This is a genomic window from Streptomyces yerevanensis, from assembly GCF_000716805.1.
Taxonomy (GTDB): Bacteria; Actinomycetota; Actinomycetes; order Streptomycetales; family Streptomycetaceae; genus Streptomyces; species Streptomyces flaveus.
The window spans coordinates 15,564-32,551 of record NZ_JNWJ01000009.1; the positions used below are offsets into that span (position 1 = coordinate 15,564).

General features: G+C 68.4%; 20 protein-coding genes and 1 pseudogene. 17 read left to right on the forward strand and 4 right to left on the reverse strand.

Going from position 1 to position 16,988, the window contains the following annotated elements:
- The first annotated feature begins 97 nt into the window (after positions 1-97).
- The 5 genes from OP79_RS11095 to OP79_RS11115 all read left to right on the forward strand — a co-directional run bounded on the left by OP79_RS11095 (position 98) and on the right by OP79_RS11115 (position 4,785).
- Positions 98-1,021 carry an ABC transporter permease gene (locus tag OP79_RS11095; RefSeq protein WP_033319929.1) on the forward strand — a complete coding sequence of 308 codons (924 nt, stop codon included), beginning with the start codon at positions 98-100 and terminating at the stop codon, positions 1,019-1,021.
- Positions 1,014-1,970: an ABC transporter permease gene (locus OP79_RS11100; protein ID WP_051744577.1), complete on the forward strand. Its 957-nt coding sequence runs from the start codon at positions 1,014-1,016 to the stop codon at positions 1,968-1,970. The genes OP79_RS11095 and OP79_RS11100 overlap by 8 nt, the downstream gene beginning before the upstream one ends.
- 11 nt (positions 1,971-1,981) lie before the next feature.
- On the forward strand, positions 1,982-3,040 hold the full coding sequence (locus OP79_RS11105) for an ABC transporter ATP-binding protein (RefSeq protein ID WP_033319930.1): 1,059 nt from the start codon (positions 1,982-1,984) through the stop codon (positions 3,038-3,040).
- Positions 3,033-4,181: an ABC transporter ATP-binding protein gene (locus OP79_RS11110; protein WP_033319931.1), complete on the forward strand. Its 1,149-nt coding sequence runs from the start codon at positions 3,033-3,035 to the stop codon at positions 4,179-4,181. The genes OP79_RS11105 and OP79_RS11110 overlap by 8 nt, the downstream gene beginning before the upstream one ends.
- A 364-nt stretch (positions 4,182-4,545) precedes the next feature.
- The gene (locus OP79_RS11115; protein ID WP_245685281.1) at positions 4,546-4,785 is read left to right on the forward strand and encodes a hypothetical protein; all 240 of its coding nucleotides are present in this window, start codon (positions 4,546-4,548) and stop codon (positions 4,783-4,785) included.
- 135 nt (positions 4,786-4,920) lie between these two features.
- Here OP79_RS11115 and OP79_RS11120 read toward each other — a convergent pair whose 3' ends face one another.
- Positions 4,921-5,298 (reverse strand): VOC family protein, encoded by a 378-nt coding sequence (locus tag OP79_RS11120; RefSeq protein WP_033319933.1) that lies wholly within the window; start codon positions 5,296-5,298, stop codon positions 4,921-4,923.
- 95 nt (positions 5,299-5,393) lie between these two features.
- Here OP79_RS11120 and OP79_RS11125 point away from each other — a divergent pair, with 95 nt between their 5' ends.
- The 4 genes from OP79_RS11125 to OP79_RS11140 all read left to right on the forward strand — a co-directional run bounded on the left by OP79_RS11125 (position 5,394) and on the right by OP79_RS11140 (position 7,273).
- Positions 5,394-5,897, forward strand: coding sequence for a DinB family protein (locus tag OP79_RS11125; RefSeq protein WP_033319934.1), 504 nt, complete (start codon positions 5,394-5,396; stop codon positions 5,895-5,897).
- Positions 5,898-5,940: 43 nt separating this feature from the next.
- Complete coding sequence (locus OP79_RS11130) at positions 5,941-6,315, forward strand: VOC family protein (RefSeq protein WP_033319935.1); 375 nt, start codon at positions 5,941-5,943, stop codon at positions 6,313-6,315.
- A 173-nt stretch (positions 6,316-6,488) separates the two neighbouring features.
- Complete coding sequence (locus OP79_RS11135) at positions 6,489-7,073, forward strand: ArsR/SmtB family transcription factor (protein ID WP_033319936.1); 585 nt, start codon at positions 6,489-6,491, stop codon at positions 7,071-7,073.
- 11 nt (positions 7,074-7,084) lie between these two features.
- Positions 7,085-7,273 (forward strand): hypothetical protein, encoded by a 189-nt coding sequence (locus tag OP79_RS11140; protein ID WP_033319937.1) that lies wholly within the window; start codon positions 7,085-7,087, stop codon positions 7,271-7,273.
- Between the two features lie 245 nt (positions 7,274-7,518).
- Here OP79_RS11140 and OP79_RS11145 read toward each other — a convergent pair whose 3' ends face one another.
- Positions 7,519-9,651, reverse strand: a complete 2,133-nt coding sequence (locus OP79_RS11145) for a S9 family peptidase (RefSeq protein ID WP_033319938.1) — start codon at positions 9,649-9,651, stop codon at positions 7,519-7,521.
- A gap of 179 nt (positions 9,652-9,830) precedes the next feature.
- On the opposite strand from OP79_RS11145, the gene OP79_RS11150 reads away from it, so the two are divergent.
- Positions 9,831-10,025 carry a DUF2304 family protein gene (locus tag OP79_RS11150; protein ID WP_033319939.1) on the forward strand — a complete coding sequence of 65 codons (195 nt, stop codon included), beginning with the start codon at positions 9,831-9,833 and terminating at the stop codon, positions 10,023-10,025.
- 28 nt (positions 10,026-10,053) lie between these two features.
- Positions 10,054-10,248 (forward strand): hypothetical protein, encoded by a 195-nt coding sequence (locus tag OP79_RS11155; RefSeq protein WP_033319940.1) that lies wholly within the window; start codon positions 10,054-10,056, stop codon positions 10,246-10,248.
- Between the two features lie 13 nt (positions 10,249-10,261).
- On the opposite strand, the gene OP79_RS11160 is transcribed toward OP79_RS11155, so the two are convergent.
- Together OP79_RS11160 and OP79_RS11165 are read right to left on the reverse strand one after the other, a co-directional pair.
- The gene (locus OP79_RS11160) at positions 10,262-10,471 is read right to left on the reverse strand and encodes a DUF397 domain-containing protein (protein WP_033319941.1); all 210 of its coding nucleotides are present in this window, start codon (positions 10,469-10,471) and stop codon (positions 10,262-10,264) included.
- Positions 10,468-10,656 (reverse strand): annotated as a pseudogene (locus OP79_RS11165) (transcriptional regulator); the annotation flags it as partial. The pseudogene OP79_RS11165 and the gene OP79_RS11160, both read right to left, overlap by 4 nt.
- Before the next feature lie 454 nt (positions 10,657-11,110).
- Between OP79_RS11165 and OP79_RS11170 the strand changes: the two are divergent.
- The 6 genes from OP79_RS11170 to OP79_RS56390 all read left to right on the forward strand — a co-directional run bounded on the left by OP79_RS11170 (position 11,111) and on the right by OP79_RS56390 (position 16,938).
- A complete protein-coding gene (locus OP79_RS11170) occupies positions 11,111-12,028 on the forward strand; it encodes a hypothetical protein (RefSeq protein ID WP_033319943.1) in 918 nt (305 codons plus the stop codon).
- Between the two features lie 197 nt (positions 12,029-12,225).
- Complete coding sequence (locus OP79_RS56895; RefSeq protein ID WP_245685282.1) at positions 12,226-12,483, forward strand: hypothetical protein; 258 nt, start codon at positions 12,226-12,228, stop codon at positions 12,481-12,483.
- 48 nt (positions 12,484-12,531) lie between these two features.
- On the forward strand, positions 12,532-12,903 hold the full coding sequence (locus OP79_RS56900) for a hypothetical protein (protein WP_245685283.1): 372 nt from the start codon (positions 12,532-12,534) through the stop codon (positions 12,901-12,903).
- Between the two features lie 72 nt (positions 12,904-12,975).
- Positions 12,976-13,896 (forward strand): N-acetyl-1-D-myo-inositol-2-amino-2-deoxy-alpha-D-glucopyranoside deacetylase, encoded by a 921-nt coding sequence (mshB, locus tag OP79_RS11180; protein WP_033319944.1) that lies wholly within the window; start codon positions 12,976-12,978, stop codon positions 13,894-13,896.
- Complete coding sequence (locus OP79_RS11185) at positions 13,896-14,339, forward strand: DUF6113 family protein (protein WP_051744589.1); 444 nt, start codon at positions 13,896-13,898, stop codon at positions 14,337-14,339. Before mshB ends, OP79_RS11185 begins: the two co-directional genes overlap by 1 nt.
- Before the next feature lie 166 nt (positions 14,340-14,505).
- The gene (locus OP79_RS56390; protein ID WP_211270771.1) at positions 14,506-16,938 is read left to right on the forward strand and encodes a hypothetical protein; all 2,433 of its coding nucleotides are present in this window, start codon (positions 14,506-14,508) and stop codon (positions 16,936-16,938) included.
- Positions 16,939-16,988 lie beyond the last annotated feature (50 nt).

A 16,988-nucleotide genomic window follows, 5' to 3' on the forward strand; every position in this document is an offset into this window, starting at 1 on the left:
AGCGCCCCTCTCTGCCGTTCCTCCTGAATCAGTCCGGCGCCGAACGGGCCACCCCTCCCGGTCCCTGCGGCCCGGCATCCGTACCACTGGAGACCTCATGGGTCGTTTTCTGATCCGGCGGCTGGTGCAGGCGATCCCTGTCCTGCTCGGCGCCACCTTCCTCATCTTCTGCCTGGTCTTCGCGCTGCCTGGTGATCCCATCCAGATGCTGGCCGGCGAGAAGCGGGCCGACCCCAACATCGCGGCGATCCTGCGTGAGCAGTACCACCTCAACGATCCGCTGTACCTGCAGTATCTGCACTACATGGGCGGGGTCCTCACCGGTGACTTCGGGGAGACCTACACCGGACGGGCGGTGGCCGACATCATGACGGAGCGCTTCCCCGTCACCGTGCAGCTCGCGCTCATCGCCTTCGCCGTCGAGGCCGTGATCGGCGTCGCGGCCGGCGTCTCCGCGGCCCTCGGCCGTGGCAAGTTCCTGGACAACATCGTCCTGATCAGCACGCTGCTCCTGGTATCCGTACCGGTGTTCGTGCTCGGTTCGATCGCCCAGCTGACACTGGGCGTCCAGTGGGACCTGCTGCCGATCTCCTACGACGAGAACGATCCGATGAGTCTGCTGCTCCCCGGCATCGTGCTCGCCGCCGCCTCCATGGCGTACATCACCCGGCTCACCCGGACCAGCATGATGGAGACCCTGCGCGCGGACTACGTCCGTACGGCGATCGCGAAGGGGCTGAGTCGGCAACGCGTGATCGTACGGCACGCCCTGCGCAACGCGCTGATTCCGATCGTCACCTTCCTGGGCGCGGACCTGGGGGCGCTCATGGGGGGCGCGATCATCACCGAGCGACTGTTCAACATCCCCGGTGTCGGTGGACAGTTGGCACAGTCGGTGTATCTGCGCGAGCAGCCCGTCGTGATCGGGATCGTCACCTGTCTGATCCTGATCTACATCGCGGCCAACCTGATCGTCGACCTGCTCTACGCGGTGCTGGACCCGAGGATTCGCTATGCCTGACATCACTGACAAGGTGCCCGCACCGGCGGCGATCCCGCCGAGCCCCTCGACCGAGGACGGGGGTGGCAAGGACACGGGGAAGGCGAAGCCCGAGCGCGTGGCGAGCATGTGGTCCGACGCCCGTCACGATCTGATCCGCAACCCGATCTTCGTGGTCTCGGCGATCATCATTCTGTTCCTGTTGGTGCTGGCCGCCGCACCCGGTCTGTTCACCGAACGCAGCCCTTTCGAAAAGGGCTTCTGCCAGCTCTCGGACTCGGCCGCCAAGCCCAGCTCGGAGAACTGGTTCGGCTTCGACACGCTGGGCTGTGACGTCTACACCCGGACCATCTACGCCACCCGGAACTCGATCATCGTCGGTGTCCTCACCACAGTGCTCACCGCGCTCGTGGGCAGCCTGCTCGGCATGATCGCAGGCCTGCGCGGCGGCTGGCTGGATTCCGTACTGTCCCGGTTCACCGAGATCTTCTTCGCGCTGCCCCTGATGCTCGGCGGACTGCTGGTCGCCTCCATCTTCCAGACCGGCAACGTGGTGACGGTCGCGCTGGTCCTGGCCGTTCTCGGCTGGCCGCAGGTGTTCCGGATCATGCGTGGTGCGGTGCTCGCCAACAAGCACAACGACTACGTGATGGCTGCCAAGGCGCTCGGTGCCGGGACCTGGCGGATCGCGATGCGTCATGTGCTGCCCAACGCCGTCGCCCCGGTGATCGTCATCACCACCATCAACCTGGGTGTGTACATCTCGGCGGAGGCGGCGCTGTCCTACCTGGGCATCGGCGTGCAGTCGCCCAACATCTCCTGGGGACTGATGATCAGTGACGCGCAGTCCCGCTTCCTGATCTCCCCGCACATGGTGCTGTTCCCGTCGCTCTTCCTGAGCGTCACGGTGCTCGCCTTCATCATGCTCGGCGACGCGGTACGCGACGCCCTCGACCCCAAGCTGCGCTGAGGAGGGCGTACGTGACCATCATCGACAAAACCGCAGATGTGCCGGCGCCCCGCGAGGCCGGCAGCGACGGCGTCCCGCTGCTCGAAGTACGGGACCTGCACGTCGAATTCCACACCCGTGAGGGCACCGCCAAGGCCGTCAACGGAGTCAACTACTCCGTGAGCGCCGGCGAGACCCTCGCCGTGCTCGGTGAATCCGGGTCCGGCAAGTCCGTGACCGCCCAGGCCATCATGGGCATCCTCGACATGCCTCCGGCCACCATCCCCCGGGGCGAGATCCTGTTCCACGGCGAGGACATGCTGAAGATGTCCGGCGAGGAGCGGCGCAAGATCCGCGGTTCCAGGATCGCGATGATCTTCCAGGACGCCCTGTCGTCCCTGAACCCGGTGCTGAGCGTCGGCTACCAGCTCGGCGAGATGTTCCGGGTCCACCGCGCCCTCTCCCGCAAGGAGGCCAAGGCCAAGGCCATCGAACTGATGGACCGGGTGAAGATCCCCGCCGCGGCCGCCCGGGTCGGCGACTATCCGCACCAGTTCTCGGGCGGTATGCGCCAGCGCATCATGATCGCCATGGCGCTGGCCCTGGAGCCCGACCTGATCATCGCCGACGAGCCGACCACGGCTCTCGACGTGACGGTCCAGGCGCAGGTCATGGAGCTGCTCGCCGATCTCCAGCGCGAGTTCAACATGGGTCTGATCCTCATCACCCACGACCTGGGTGTGGTCGCGGACGTCGCCGACAAGATCGCGGTGATGTACGCGGGCCGGATCGTGGAGACCGCCCCGGTGCACGAGCTCTACAAGCGCCCCGCGCACCCGTACACGCGTGGTCTGCTCGACTCCATCCCGCGCCTGGACCAGAAGGGCCAGGAGCTGTATGCGATCAAGGGCCTGCCACCCAACCTGACCAGCACCCCGCCGGGCTGCGCCTTCAACCCGCGCTGCCCCAAGGCGCAGGACATCTGCCGTACGGACATTCCGCAGTTGTTCCCGGTCACCGAGCGGGACGGCGGCGAGCTGGCCGGCCGCGGCAGCGCCTGTCACTTCTGGAAGGAGACGATCCATGGCTGAGCTCAAGAAGACGGACGAGCCCGTGGACGCCACCCCCAATGTCTCCGAGGTGGACGTCGTCGACGCCCACTCCGAGGAGGAGGCGGTCGCGGCGATCGAGGCGCCGGTCGAGCGCGGTGAGCCGATTCTTCAGGTACGCAACCTGGTCAAGCACTTCCCGCTGACCATGGGCATCCTGTTCAAGCGCCAGATCGGCGCGGTCAAGGCCGTGGACGGGATCTCCTTCGACCTCTACCAGGGCGAGACGCTCGGCATCGTCGGCGAGTCCGGCTGCGGCAAGTCGACCGTGGCGAAGCTGCTGATGAACCTGGAGCGGGCGACCGCGGGCGAGGTCTTTTACAAGGGTCAGGACATCACCAGGCTGTCTGGGCGCGCGCTGAAGGCCGTACGACGCAACATCCAGATGGTGTTCCAGGACCCGTACACCTCGCTGAACCCGCGGATGACGGTCGGCGACATCATCGGGGAGCCCTTCGAGATCCATCCCGAGGTCGCACCGAAGGGCTCGCGCCGGCAGAAGGTCCAGGAACTGCTGGACGTCGTCGGGCTCAACCCGGAGTACATCAACCGGTATCCGCACCAGTTCTCCGGCGGTCAGCGCCAGCGCATCGGCATCGCCCGTGGCCTCGCGCTCAACCCCGAGATCATCATCTGCGACGAGCCGGTTTCGGCACTCGACGTCTCCGTGCAGGCACAGGTCATCAACCTGATGGAGAAACTGCAGGACGAGTTCAACCTGTCCTACATCTTCATCGCGCACGACCTGTCGATCGTCCGGCACATCTCCGACCGGGTCGGCGTGATGTACCTGGGCAAGATGGCCGAGATCGGTACGGACGTCCAGATCTACGATCACCCGACACACCCGTACACCCAGGCCCTGCTGTCCGCGGTCCCGGTCCCCGACCCCGAGGCGCGCGACGGACGCGAGCGGATCATTCTCACCGGTGATGTGCCGTCCCCGGCCGACCCGCCCTCGGGATGCCGCTTCCGCACGCGCTGCCGGAAGGCCCAGGACAAGTGCGCCGAGGAGGTTCCGCTGCTCGCGGTTCCCGAGGTCTTCAAGGGCCTGGACTCCCCGGTGGCGCACGAGTCGGCGTGCCACTTCGCGGAGGAGAAGGACGTCGTGCACGCGGTCTGATTTGTATTGGCTTTGGCTCCCGGCACCGGTTTCGGTGCCGGGAGCCATCGTTTCTAGGGGTGTTCGAAAGCCGGAACGTGAGAACGGGGCCCGCCGGGCCTGGGGCCCCGTTCACGGAGAACCAGCAACCTCTGTGGCCGGTTGTTGCCCTGACATACCGGCCGCTCCTGACCGCGGAAGGTCCGGTCGCAGCCAGCCGAGCCGCTTGCCGTGTGGCAGTGCGAGGACGTATGAGTGCGGCCATCCAACTCGTGATCGCCCCGTGAGCGCGACCATGGTCGTAAGCGCATACCTGGCCCAAGGAGGACTCATGAGTGCGCAGCACGCCTAGACACCGCACCCATCACTGCCGCACCTCAGGACCGTGGCCGACATCCACGCCGCACTCCGGGACGGGCGGGGTTTCCCAGGCGACGCCGAGAGCTTTGAGGCCGACCTCGCTCGCGCCCTGGACACTTCCACGGCCACTGACTTCCGCCAGGTCGCCGACGTCATCAAGACGTACGCAGGAAGCATCCGCGCTTTCAGCGATCCCGAGTTCGACGAGGCGCTGCAGGAGGGGCTCGACCTCGTTGCCGAGATCAAGAAAGGCAGCCAGGAGTGAGCCGAGCCATCGCCGTGATCACGGCCTCGGCGGCAAAGCGTCTCCAGATGCTCGGTCTGGTCGCCCAGCAGGCTGTCGAAGAACTGCGGCGAGAGCTGGAGGACAACCCCAGGCTCGGTATCCGGCCGACAGACCCTAATGACGGACCAGACAGAATGGATGCCCTGCCGGGTCGGCGTAGACGCGCCAGCTCCGTCCGGCGAAATCGTCGTCCAGTACCGTCGCTCCCCGGGCCAGCACCTGCTCCTGAGCCCGGTCCAGGTCAGTGACACCGAAGTCCAGATGAAACTGCTGAGGCCGGGCGGGGTCCGGCCATCGTGGCGGCAGGTAGTCCGCTGCCCGCTGGAAGGCGAGGACGAGACCGGACGGCGTGTGCAGGGTCGCCCAGCCGTCGTCGAGTGCCCACCGTGGGTCCTGCTGGTTGACGGTCCCGCCGAGTAACGACTGGTAGAAGTCGGCGAGTTCCGCCGGATCGGAGCAGTCCAGCACCACGCATTGCAGGTCAGCGATCATGGAAAGATCCTAAGCGGCCGCCAGAAACGGTCAGCGGCTGATGCGCCCGCTTAATCGTTCGACACCGGAACCGGCGGCAGGGATGCTTCACCCCGATGACTCGAACCGACACGCCTCCCATGTGGGACGAGCGCACACAGCTGGCCACCTTCCTCGACTACGCGCGCGACACAGCCCGGGCCAAATGCGAGGGCGTCTCGGCGGAGAACGCCCGCACGGCACCACTGCCCGGCTCCCCGCTGATGACCCTGTGCGGACTGATCAGCCATCTGCGATGGGTGGAGTACTGGTGGTTCCAGGTGGTGTTCCTCGGTGAGGAGGACGAAGGGCCCTGGACGGACGAGGACCCCGACCGGGAGATGCGCATCGCGGTCGACATCCCGCTCGCGGACCTCCTCGCGGAGTACGAGGCACAGAGCGCCCGCTACCGCGAACTGGTGACCTCCCACGACCTGGAGACGACGGCGAAGCGCCCGATCCGCGACGGCCGGCACGTGAACCTGCGCTGGATCGTCCTGCACCTGATCGAGGAAACCGCCCGCCACAACGGCCACTTGGACGTCGTACGGGAACTGCTGGACGGACACACCGGTGCCTAGCTCGTCTGCAACAGAGGACCGGAACAGAGACGAGGAAAGCCAGTTGAACCCCACGATCCGCCACATCACCTTCGACTGCACCGGAGATCCGTACGATCTCGGGCTGTTCTGGAGCCAGTTGCTCGGGCGGCCGTTGGCCGACGACGACAAGCCCGGCGACCCGGAGGCGCTCATCGCGGATCCCGTCGGTGGTCCGGGCCTGCTGTTCGTCCGCGTGCCCGAGCCGAAGACCGTCAAGAACCGGGTGCATTTCGATCTGCGTCCGCAGGGGCGCACCCGTGCGGAGGAGGTCGAGCGGGCGATCAGGCTCGGGGCCCGGCTGATCGCGGACCACACCCGGTCGGACGGCCGGGGCTGGGTCACCCTGGCCGACCCCGAGGGTAACGAATTCTGTGTGGAGCGCGGGGAGTTGGGCTAGACGTGGCAAGTGCTGTGACCGGGAAAGTTCGCTGCCGGCCGGTGCGTGTGTGCCCCTCTGCCGGTTGGATGTGACGGCACTTCCACCGGGTGCTGTGAGGCGCAGTTGCCCGCAAAGGATGCGTTGCAAAGAATTCGTTGCAACAGACCCTTTGCAAGGCTATCTTTGTACGCATGAACGAGCCACAGGACCCGCAAGTCCACAGTCTCGACGCCCGCTCGCTGCGTGGACTCGCGCATCCGCTGCGTATGCGACTGCTGAACGCGCTGCGGCGTAATGGACCGGCCACCGCGTCCCAACTGGCCGCGAAACTGGGCGAGTCCAGCGGTGCCACCAGCTACCACCTGCGTCAGCTCGCCGCACACGGCTTCGTCGAGGACGCGCCGGAGCACGGCAAGGGGCGGGAGCGGTGGTGGAAGTCGGTCCACAGGGGCGTGTACTTCGACGAGGAACTGTTCAAGGACCGTGACCCCGAGGTGCGCGGAGCCGCTGACGTGTTCATGCATGAGCTCGCCAACCAGCACACCCGGGAGCTGGCGACCTGGATCGCCACCCGCGACGACTGGTCCGAAGCGTGGCAGCGCGCCTCGGACATGAGCGACTGGACGCTGAACCTCACACCCGAACTCGTCCTCGAGCTCAACCACAAGATGCACGACCTCCTGGAGAGCTACCGCGCGCTGGCCCCCGACGACGGCACCCCGGACGCCGAGCAGGTCCGCATCCACAGCCACATCATCCCCACCCGCACGGACTGAGAGGCCGCCTGATGCACCCCGAGACCCACCTCGCCCTGCACCACGCCCACGCAGCCGAGCTCCGTGCCGAAGTCGACGCGTACCGCCTTGCCGTCGCGGCCCGGCGTCCCCGGGATCTCCGTACCCGCCTCGGTTGGACCCTTGTGGAGGTCGGCCTGCGGCTGGCCGCCGCCCCCAAGGCGGCGGCCGCTGCCCTCTAGAAGCGTGCCTTCAGGTCTCGTACAGAAAAAGGGCGCAGCCGCGCCGAGGAGGTCGAGCGGGCGCTCGCGCTCGACGCGCGGCGGCGAGCGGCATAACGGCGCAAATGTGCATCAACCGCGTTAACACGTAAGCAACTTCGCTGACCCGATACCGATATACGGACGCGTCAAGCTCGACAGCGTACGGCCGTGCGGGTGCCGTAGACCGGCCGGGGCGCGCCATGTCTCCCCGGCCGGTCGCACGTTCAGGCCACGCCCAGTGAGCGCTTCAGGAAGTCCACCTGGAGCAGCAGCAAGTTCTCGGCCACCTGTTCCTGCGGTGTCATGTGCGTGACGCCCGAGAGCGGCAGCACCTCGTGGGGGCGGCCGGCGGCCAGAAGCGCCGAAGACAGGCGCAGGCTGTGGGCCACCACTACGTTGTCGTCGGCCAGGCCGTGGATGATCATCATCGGGCGGGCCGGCTCAGCGGCGCCGACAAGGCCGTTGTCGTCGATGAGCGAGTTCGCGGCGTAGACCTCGGGCTGGCGGTTCGGGTCGCCCAGGTAGCGCTCCGTGTAGTGGGTGTCGTACAGGCGCTGGTCGGTGACCGGGGCGCCCACGACGGCCGCGTGGAAGACGTCAGGGCGGCGCAGCACCGCGAGGCCCGCGAGGTAGCCGCCGAACGACCAGCCGCGGATGGCGACCCGGTTCAGGTCCAGCGGGAAGCGTTCGGCGAGTGCCTGGAGCGCGTGGATCTGGTCGTCCACGACGAGCGCGGCCATGTCGTCCTTGATCGACTTCTCCCAGGCCGGCGAGCGGCCCGGCATCCCGCGTCCGTCCGCGACGATCACCGCGAAGCCCTGGTCGGCGAACCACTGTGAGGTGAGGTACGGGTTGTGCGCGGCCAGCACCCGCTGGCCGTGCGGGCCGCCGTACGGGTCCATCAGGACCGGCAGCGGACCGTCGCCGTCGGTGTAGCCCGTGGGGAGCAGGAGGGCGCACGGCACGCGGCGCTCGCCCGCCTCCGTGAGGCTCACGCGCGGGCTCAGTCCGGGGTCTTCGGCGTACGAGGCCACAGTCGCCGCAACCTTGCCCTCGCGGCCCTCGCGCAACACCCGCACCTGGGCCCCCGGCCGGCCCGGCACTGCAGAGACGAGTACCGTCACGGGTCCGGAGCGCACCGCCGAGTGCACCCCGGGCTCCTGCGAAAGCCGTTCCACGCCAAGGTCGTTGACCCGGTAGACGTGGACCTCACCGATCTCGGGAGCAGCCGCCGCCTCGCCCGCCGACGCGGACACCAGCACATCGTCGTCCGAGACGTCGAGCACCGCGCGTACGTGCAACTGCGGCCCCGTCAACGGGCGTTCACCCACCGCGAGCACCCGTGCCCCGCCCTCGTCGGCGATGCGCACGAGGTGTCCGCCGGGGCTCCAGCACGGCACGCCAGGGAAAAGATCCAGCCATTGTGGATCTTCGTCCGCGTGAACCATCCGGGTCGCCCCGGTGTCGGGGTCCACGGCCAGATAGAGCTGGCTCCTCTGGTCCCGCGCCTGTACGAGCAGGAGCGGTGCTCCGGCCGCTGACCAGTGCACTCGTGCCAGATAGGGGTAGCGCGCCCGGTCCCACACGACCTCCGTACGCGCCCCGTCGAGCGCGAACACGAAGAGCCGTACGTCCGCGTTGTCGGTTCCGGCCGCCGGGTATGCGACCTGCTGCGGATCCTGGTCCGGCCGTGCGGGATCGGCGATCCACCAGCGGCGTACGGGCGCGTCGTCGGCCCGCGCGACCAGCAGCCGGTCCGAGTCGGGCGACCACCAGAAGCCGCGCGAACGGCCCATCTCCTCCGCCGCGATGAACTCGGCCAGGCCGTACGTGACCGTCTCCGACTCGGGTTCCACGAGCGCCCGGTCGTCCTCGCCCTCGGCGCCGACGACCCGCAGGGCGCCCCCGGTGACGTACGCCACGAGCCGCCCGTCGGGGGACGGGCGCGGGTCCAACACCGGGCCGGGAACGGACAGTTCACGTGCCGTACCGGCCCGCAGCTCGGCCGTGAAGAGCCGCCCGGACAACGCGAAGGACGCCAACTCCACGGCCGTGTCGGTGGCATAGCCGACGATGCCCGCGCCGCCCTCCCGGCTGCGCTCCCGGCGCGCCCTCTCCTCGGCCGACAGCCGCTCGTCGGCTCCGCCGAGCAGCGCCTGCGGGTCGGCGGCGACGCGTTCCATACCGTCCGCGACATCGAGGATCCACAGCAGATTCGCCCGGTCCGTACCCGAACGGGACCGCAGGAACGCCACCCGGGAACCGTCGGGTGCCACGGTGAACGCGCGGGGCGCGCCGAGAGTGAAGCGCAGGGTGCGCGCCTGCCTGCGCGGAAAGGAGAGAGGCTCGGTCGTCATGCCCCGACCATATTGGCCATGCGCCCCCTTGTGCGGCCGTGCGCCGATCGATGCGCAGGTGGGAATAGTTATGATCAATGGCGCTGCCTGGGTATGAACCCGCTGGCTGCCGTACTGACCTGTATTGACTGACCCGTACTGACCGAACGCGTCCCTGGGAACCTTGGAGGTGAACCGCCGTGGCACTCTCGATTTCGGCGGTGGTGCTGCTGGCGATCATCGTCTTCCTGCTGGTCAAGAAGTCAGGGCTGAAGGCCGGGCACGCGGTCGTCTGCGTCCTGTTCGGCTTCTATCTGGCCAGTTCGACGATCGCGCCCACGATCAGCGAGGTGACGTCGAACATCGCGGGCATGATCGGGGACATCAAGTTCTGAGCGGCCTCATGAGTCGCGCTTCATAGGCATGCGCCGGGGGCCCTGTGGGGGCGGGGCCCCGCCTCTGACCGGCCCGAATGCCGCCTATGCCAGCGCCGGACAGTTCGGCGAGGCGCCGACCGGGGAGATCGTCCGCGACCTCCAGTCCGTCCTGAACGAGTTCACGGCCATCGCCCGCTCCCTGGGCGGCGAGGTCGACGTACCGGAGGCCGAGGTCGAGTAGTCGGGGCGACGGGTCAGCCTTCGGACACGTACGGCACGAAGTCGGCCCACGCCTTCGGCGACAGCGCGAGCTGAGGGCCGTCGGTGTTCTTGGAGTCGCGGACGTGGATCGTGCCGGGGGTGGTGGCGAGTTCGACGCAGGTGTCGCCGTCGGGGCCGCTGCTGTAGCTGCTCTTGAACCATGCCAGGTCGGAGGCGTCCCTGGCGGAGGTGTTGCGAATCATGTTTCTCCCAGCAGTTGCTCAATGAGGGCCAGCGACTCCCCAGGTGGAAGAGCCTGCGCCCGGATGGTGCCATAGCGCAGCTCAAGGATGCGTAGCTGCCTGAGGTCGGAGACCGGACGGCTGCTGAAGGCACCATCGGAACGCCCGACAGCCGTACCGTTCTCGAACTTCAGCAACTCGATCCTGGCCCGCCGCGACATGCTCCGCATCGAGGTGACCGACACGCGGGGTGACACCCTCCCGCGCTCCCAACCACCGTCCCCCGACACCGAGTCCGGACGCGGCCTGCTCCTCGTCGAGGCCCTCGCGGACCGCTGGGGCGTCGAACTGGGCCCCGTCCCCCGCAAAACCGTATGGGCCGAACTCGACCTGACACCGGCACCGCACTCACCGAAGCTCGGAAACCCGTGTTCCGGTGGACCTGGCGCTCTTCCCAAAGAACCACAAGAGGGAAAGAAACCTCACCAAGCCCCACCCCTCCCTCCCACGGCCTCCGCTCACTCGCACGAGTGAATATCACCAACTGGGCTCCTTTCAGGGCGTGTTACTGCCCTACGCTCGCCACAAAACTTGCCTGTGGCATGTGCCATAGATGACTTCCATCAGCTTTCCGTCCGCCCCCTCCCACAGGAACCCCGCATGGTCAACTCGCCCCACGAGGCGATGCACCGCATCTTCCAGGAGTACCCCGGCCTGTTCACCGGCGTCTCCAAGGTCCTCGGCCTCCCGTTCATCCAGCCCACGTCTGTCACGGTTCTGCCGACCGATCTCACCGAGATTCAGCCTGTCGAACGCCGCGTCGACACGCTCCTGCGCTTCGACGGCGCCGAGCCGATGCTGCTGGCCGTCGAAGCACAGAGTGCGAAGGACCCGAACAAACCCGCCAGCTGGGCCTATTACCTGTCCTTCCTCTATGCGAAGTACAAGATTCCGCCCGTGTTGCTGGTCGTCTGCCAGGACCGGGCCACGGCCGAGTGGGCCGCCCAGCCCGTATCCATCGGCCCTCGATGGTGGGCCGCCCTCACCGTGCACCCGCTTGTGGCCGGTCCGCACAACATGCCTTTGATCACCGACCCGGAAGAGGCCCGCGCAGACCTGGCGCTGGCCACGCTGTCCGCCATCACCCACGCGAAGGATCCGGATGTCAGTGGGATACTGAAGGCCCTGTCCACCGCTCTGCAGGACGTGCCCGAAGCAGTCGCAGACCCCATCATCGAATTCACCGCACAAGGCCTGAGCGGCAACCGTCGCGCCGCAGAACTCTGGAGGAACCTGGTGGCCGTGGACCTTTCCTTCTACAAGTCGTACATCGCTGAGGAGATCCGGGATGAGGGCCGGGGCGAGGGCCGCGAGGAGGGCCGCGCGGAAGCCCTCGTCCAGAGGGGCGCTGAAGACATCCTGCTCGTCCTGGAAGCACGCGGCCTCGACGTCCCCGACGAGATCCGCGAACGCATCGCCGGTTGCGACGACCCGGACCTCCTCCGCCGGTGGCTCACCCGAGCCGTCACCGCGCCGTCCGCCGAAGAGATCTTCACTGACGCGGGAGAAGACGCCTGAGCCCTGCGGAAGCCGTCAGGGCCTGAATCCACCGGCCTCTATGGCTCCCGCATCCGGACGGACGTGATCCGGAAACGGAGGGGCCGGAATCAGCCACCTTCGTCCGAGCTGGTCCGACCGGCTTGACTGACCCCCGTGCTGCTCGGGAATGGTGATCGTCGTAGAGATCGTGACGATGAGTTGCACGGGGGTTACGCATGGCTGTTCCGCGACCGCAGACGCGTCAGTTCGAGGCGTTCATGACGAACCTGTCGTACGCCCGGCGCATGGTCGAGGCGGGCAGGATGCTCACCCCCTTTCGCTCGCCGACGATCGACATCGACGACTTCTACCGGGCCGCATGGGTGCAGGCTGTGGCCGCGATCGACCACTGGCTGCACGAGGAGGTACTGCGCCGGGTTGCCGAACTGGCGGCCAAGGACAGCCCCGACATGCCGTATCAACTGCGGGTCTAAGAAGTGCCGTTGCACCGGGTCGAGGCGGTGCGACGGGGCGATGTCACGGTGTCCGAAGCTGTCGCCGAGCACTTGCGCGACAAGCTTGCGGGGCAGGCGCTTCAGCATCCCGGAAAGATCGCCGAGGTCCTCAAGCTCGTCACGGAGAAGAAGGTCTGGTACGAGGCGGCGGGGTGGATCAACAAGACGTTCTTCCAGGGGCGTACGACGTTCAACGAGAAGTCGCTTCGCAGCCGCTACCTGGAGATCACCCAACGGCGTAACAGGATCGCGCACGACGCCGACCTGATCGACGGCGACCTCAAGCAGCGCCGTCCCATCGACGAGGCCGGGGTGACCGACGCCATCGACTGGATCGAGCGCATCGCGCTCGCGATCGCCCACGTGCTCGACGACGAGGAGCGCCAGGACGAGGGGTGACAGGCAGCCGGGAAGCCTCGTAAGGCCTGGGCTCGGGGAGCCTCGTACCGCCGGGGCTCATAAGGTGGCCCCATGACGGAACTGCCCGGCCGCCGACTGCTCCTGGTGCACGCGCACCCGGACGACGAGTCGATCAACAACGGCGCGACCATGGCCCAGTACGCGGCCGAGGGTGCCCACGTCACGCTGGTGACCTGCACGCTGGGCGAGCGCGGCGAGGTCATTCCGCCCGAGCTCGCCCATCTGACGGGCGAGGTGCTCGGCAGCCACCGCCGCACGGAACTCGCGGCGGCCATGGACGCGCTCGGCGTGCACGACTTCCGCTCCCTCGGCGGCCCCGGCCGTCACCAGGACTCCGGGATGATGGGCCTGCCCGACAATGACGACCCGCGCTGCTTCTGGCAGGCGGACCTCGACGAGGCCGCCGCGGAGCTTGTCGGGGTGATCCGCGAGGTACGCCCGCAGGTGCTGGTCACCTACGACCCCGACGGGGGTTACGGCCACCCCGACCACATCCAGGCCCACCGGGTCGCGATGCGTGCCGCGGACTTGGCCGCCGAGCCGGACTTCCGCCCGGACCTCGGCACACCGTGGACGATCGCGAAGATCTACTGGAACCGCGTACCGCGCTCCGTGGTCGAAGAGGCCTTCGCGCGCCTGAAGGACGTACTGGACGAACTTCCCTTCACCGCCTCTGCCGCCGTCGACGACGTGCCGGGCGTGGTGGACGACACCCTGATCACGACGGAGATCGACGGCACGGCACACGCCGCCGCCAAGGCCGCGGCGATGCGGGCGCATGCCACGCAGATCGAGGTCGTCGAGCCGTGGTTCGCGCTGTCGAATCAGCTCGCGCAGCCGATTTTCCTCGTCGAGTATTACGAGTTGGTACGGGGTGCGCGTTCAGGGGTGCGGGAGACGGACTTGTTCGCGGGGATATCAGGGATATCGGGAACATCCGGGATATCAGGGACTTCTGGAGTGGGTGCGTGATGAGTACGGCGAACAGATCGAGTGCGCGCAGCGCCGCAGGTGCGGGGAGCATGCTCGCCCAGCCGTTGGGGCCGCCGTCGGCCGTACGGATCGCCGCCTACCTGGGGCTGTTCGTGCTGGGTGCCGTGGTCGGGGCGGCCGGGGGACTGGTCCAGTCCGGCTGGTTCCCGGGCGGGTTGCTGCTCGCGCTCGCGGGTGCGGCCGGGCTCTTCCTGGGCGGGGCGCGGGCCGTCGGCAGCCGGGCCGGGGCGGTGGCGCCCGCGGCCGGGTGGATGGTCGCCGTCATCCTGCTCACCGCCAGCCGCCCGGAGGGCGACTTCCTCTTCGCCGCGGGAGCCGGCTCCTACCTCTTTCTGCTCGGTGGGATGGCTGTTGCTGTGATGTGCGCCACCCTTGGCTCGGGGCGGCAACCGGATGGCTCCGGCGCCCGACTTGCCAAGTGACGTACTACTTCGCCGCAGAACGCGGGTGGGGGTCCGGTGTGGGTTTCCTCAGCGGTCGCCGGATAAGCACCAGTGGTGGCCAGTATGGTGGTGCGCGCCGCCGAGCCGCCCGAAACGAGGTTGAGGTCGAGTACACGGGCGGCGGAGCCAACCGGGAGAACCTGCCTTGAGTCGTGAAACTGACAGTTCGTCCTCCGGGCCCAACGGGCGCGGCGGAACCGCCTACCCGTCGGGTACGCCGCCGTACGGGACCCCCACGGGTTCCGAAGACGGTGCCGACGCGGGGCGTTCCGCCGGTGAACGGCCGGAGGAAATCAAGACCGAGACCACGCTGACGACACGGATCCGGATCAACATCCCTGGATCGAGGCCCATTCCGCCGGTCGTCATGCGGACGCCCGTCGCGGACTCGGAGAGTTCCGACAGCGGTCCGTCGACGAGCACGATGAGCACGAACGGTGCCAACGGGTCCGCGTCGGACAGACCGGCGTCAGCCGCGGCCGACTCGGGGCCGAGCGCTTCCCCGGGTGCGCCCAGGTCCTCGGATCCCGCGCCCTCTCCCGGCTCCGGCGCTCCCGCCGAGGAGAAGACGAGCGAGTGGTTCGCCCCTCGTAGGTCCGGCGCGCCCAAGGGCGGTCAGGGCGGTGGCTCGAGCAACGGGGCGGGTATTTCCGTCGGTTCGGCGGGTACGGGTCCGGGTCCGGGTGCCTCCGGTGGGGCGGGTGCTGCCGGTACTCGTCCCGGTCCCGGTGCGGGTGCGCGTCCTGGTGGAGCGCCTCGGCCCGGTGGTGGGAACTCGAACGGTACGAATGGTGCGGGGCTGCCCGGTGCGGGCGGTACCAGTGCTGTGGCGCCGGGGCATGGTGGCGGTACCGGGTCCTTCGACGTTTCCAGTGTGCTGGCGGCTGGGCCGCTGGGGGCAGCCGGTAGCGGGGATGGCCCTGGGGACGCGAACGGGGCGAACGGTGGCGGTGCCGGTTCCGGTGACGACGTGTCGCGGCGCGATGATCTGCCGTACTTCTCCGAGGGAGGCCGGGGCGGCCAGGGCGGTCCCGGTGGCCAGGTCGGTCCGGGCGGCCCAGGTGGTCCCTCGGGGCCGACCGGTGGACCGGTCACGGGCGACGGGCCGTTGGCGGCGCCTGCCGGTGCCGGGCGGCCGGGGGGCCAGCGAGGCCCTGACAGTTTCGGTGGTCCTGGCGGGCCTGGCGGTCAGGGAGCTCCGGGTATCCATGGTGCTTCTGGTGGACCGGGTCGGCCGGGTACTCCCGGAGGGCCCGGTGGGCCCGGCGCCCCGGCCGGTGGCCCCGGGGGTCCGGGGGGCCCCGGTTCCCCGAGTGCTCCGAAGGGTCTGGGCGGCCCCGGCGGATCCGGCGCCCCAGCCGGTGGCCCCGCTCACCTCAGCGGCGGCCTGAGCGACGACACCGCGATCCTCACCCCGCAGAAGCCGGCGCCCGAACCGCCCGGCTACAGCGGCGGTCCCGGCGAGAACGTCTCCGGGCACACCCTGACCAGCGGCATTCCCGTCGTACCGTCGCACCAGAACTCGCCGTTCGGGCCCGGCGCGCCGTCCGACGGAGCGATGACGCACCAGCCCCCGAAGCTGCCCGAGCCGGTCTCGCCGACCGTGCCCGCGGCCTCGAAGCCGAAGAAGAAGGGGCGCAACAAGCTGGTGCTCCTGGGGGTCGGCGTGGTGGGCGTCGCCGGTATCGCGTACGGCGCCGGGCTGCTCATGAACCACTCCGACGTGCCCAAGGGCACCACCGTGCTCGGCATCGACATCGGCGGCGGCACCCGCGACGAGGCGGTCCAGAAGCTCGACAAGGTCTTCGGGGAACGTACGGACGCGCCGTTGAAGCTGTCCGTCGACGGCGAGACGGTGTCGCTCCAGCCGGACCAGGCGGGCCTCCAGTTCGACACCCAGGCCACGGTGCGTGGCGCGGCGGGCGCTGACTACAACCCCATGTCGGTGATCGGTTCGCTGTTCGGCGGCGAGCGTGTCGTCCAGCCCGAGATGCCCGTCGACGGGGAGAAGCTGCGGGCCGCCCTGGAGCGCGCCGCGGGCGGCGCCGGAACGGCGACCGAGGGCACGATCAAGTTCGAGTCGGGCAAGGCCGTCCCCGTGTACGGCAAGGCGGGTAAGGGCATCGCCGTCGCCCAGTCGACGAAGGCCGTCGAGGAGGCGTACCGCACGCAGGTGGAGACCGGCAAGCCGGGCACCGTTCAGGTTCCGACCACGACGAAGGAGCCGACGGTCACGAAGGCCGAGGTCGACCGGAAGATGAAGGAGTTCGCGGAGCCGGCGATGTCGGGCATCGTCACCATCCAGGCCGCCGGTGCCACACCGATCCAGTTCAGCCCGGAGAACTCCCTGTGGAAGTTCCTCGGAGTGAAGGCCATCGACGGCAAGCTCGTGGAGACGTACGACCTCGAAGCGCTCAAGGAGCTCTACGGCACCACGTTCGACGGAGTGAGGATCGAGCGAGCCAGCGGCGAGAAGACGCCGGTCACGCCCCAGGACGTGGTCAGCGCCCTGGGCCCCGCGCTCCTCGGCAAGTCGCAGGCGGACCGCGTCGGCGTAATCGAGACGAACCCCAACTAGGCGGCTTGATCAGGCAGTTCGTGCTTGCGGGACGCTGGTCGGATCTCCAC

Coding starts and splice junctions, on each gene's coding strand:
- OP79_RS11095 (WP_033319929.1), top strand. CDS start 98: ATGGGTCGTTTTCTGATCCGGCGGCTGGTGCAGGCGATCCCTGTCCTG.
- OP79_RS11100 (WP_051744577.1), top strand. CDS start 1,014: ATGCCTGACATCACTGACAAGGTGCCCGCACCGGCGGCGATCCCGCCG.
- OP79_RS11110 (WP_033319931.1), top strand. CDS start 3,033: ATGGCTGAGCTCAAGAAGACGGACGAGCCCGTGGACGCCACCCCCAAT.
- OP79_RS11120 (WP_033319933.1), bottom strand. CDS start 5,298: ATGATCGCTGACCTGCAATGCGTGGTGCTGGACTGCTCCGATCCGGCG.
- OP79_RS11125 (WP_033319934.1), top strand. CDS start 5,394: ATGACTCGAACCGACACGCCTCCCATGTGGGACGAGCGCACACAGCTG.
- OP79_RS11135 (WP_033319936.1), top strand. CDS start 6,489: ATGAACGAGCCACAGGACCCGCAAGTCCACAGTCTCGACGCCCGCTCG.
- OP79_RS11140 (WP_033319937.1), top strand. CDS start 7,085: ATGCACCCCGAGACCCACCTCGCCCTGCACCACGCCCACGCAGCCGAG.
- OP79_RS11145 (WP_033319938.1), bottom strand. CDS start 9,651: ATGACGACCGAGCCTCTCTCCTTTCCGCGCAGGCAGGCGCGCACCCTG.
- OP79_RS11155 (WP_033319940.1), top strand. CDS start 10,054: ATGCGCCGGGGGCCCTGTGGGGGCGGGGCCCCGCCTCTGACCGGCCCG.
- OP79_RS11160 (WP_033319941.1), bottom strand. CDS start 10,471: ATGATTCGCAACACCTCCGCCAGGGACGCCTCCGACCTGGCATGGTTC.
- OP79_RS11170 (WP_033319943.1), top strand. CDS start 11,111: ATGGTCAACTCGCCCCACGAGGCGATGCACCGCATCTTCCAGGAGTAC.
- OP79_RS56895 (WP_245685282.1), top strand. CDS start 12,226: ATGGCTGTTCCGCGACCGCAGACGCGTCAGTTCGAGGCGTTCATGACG.
- mshB (WP_033319944.1), top strand. CDS start 12,976: ATGACGGAACTGCCCGGCCGCCGACTGCTCCTGGTGCACGCGCACCCG.
- OP79_RS11185 (WP_051744589.1), top strand. CDS start 13,896: ATGAGTACGGCGAACAGATCGAGTGCGCGCAGCGCCGCAGGTGCGGGG.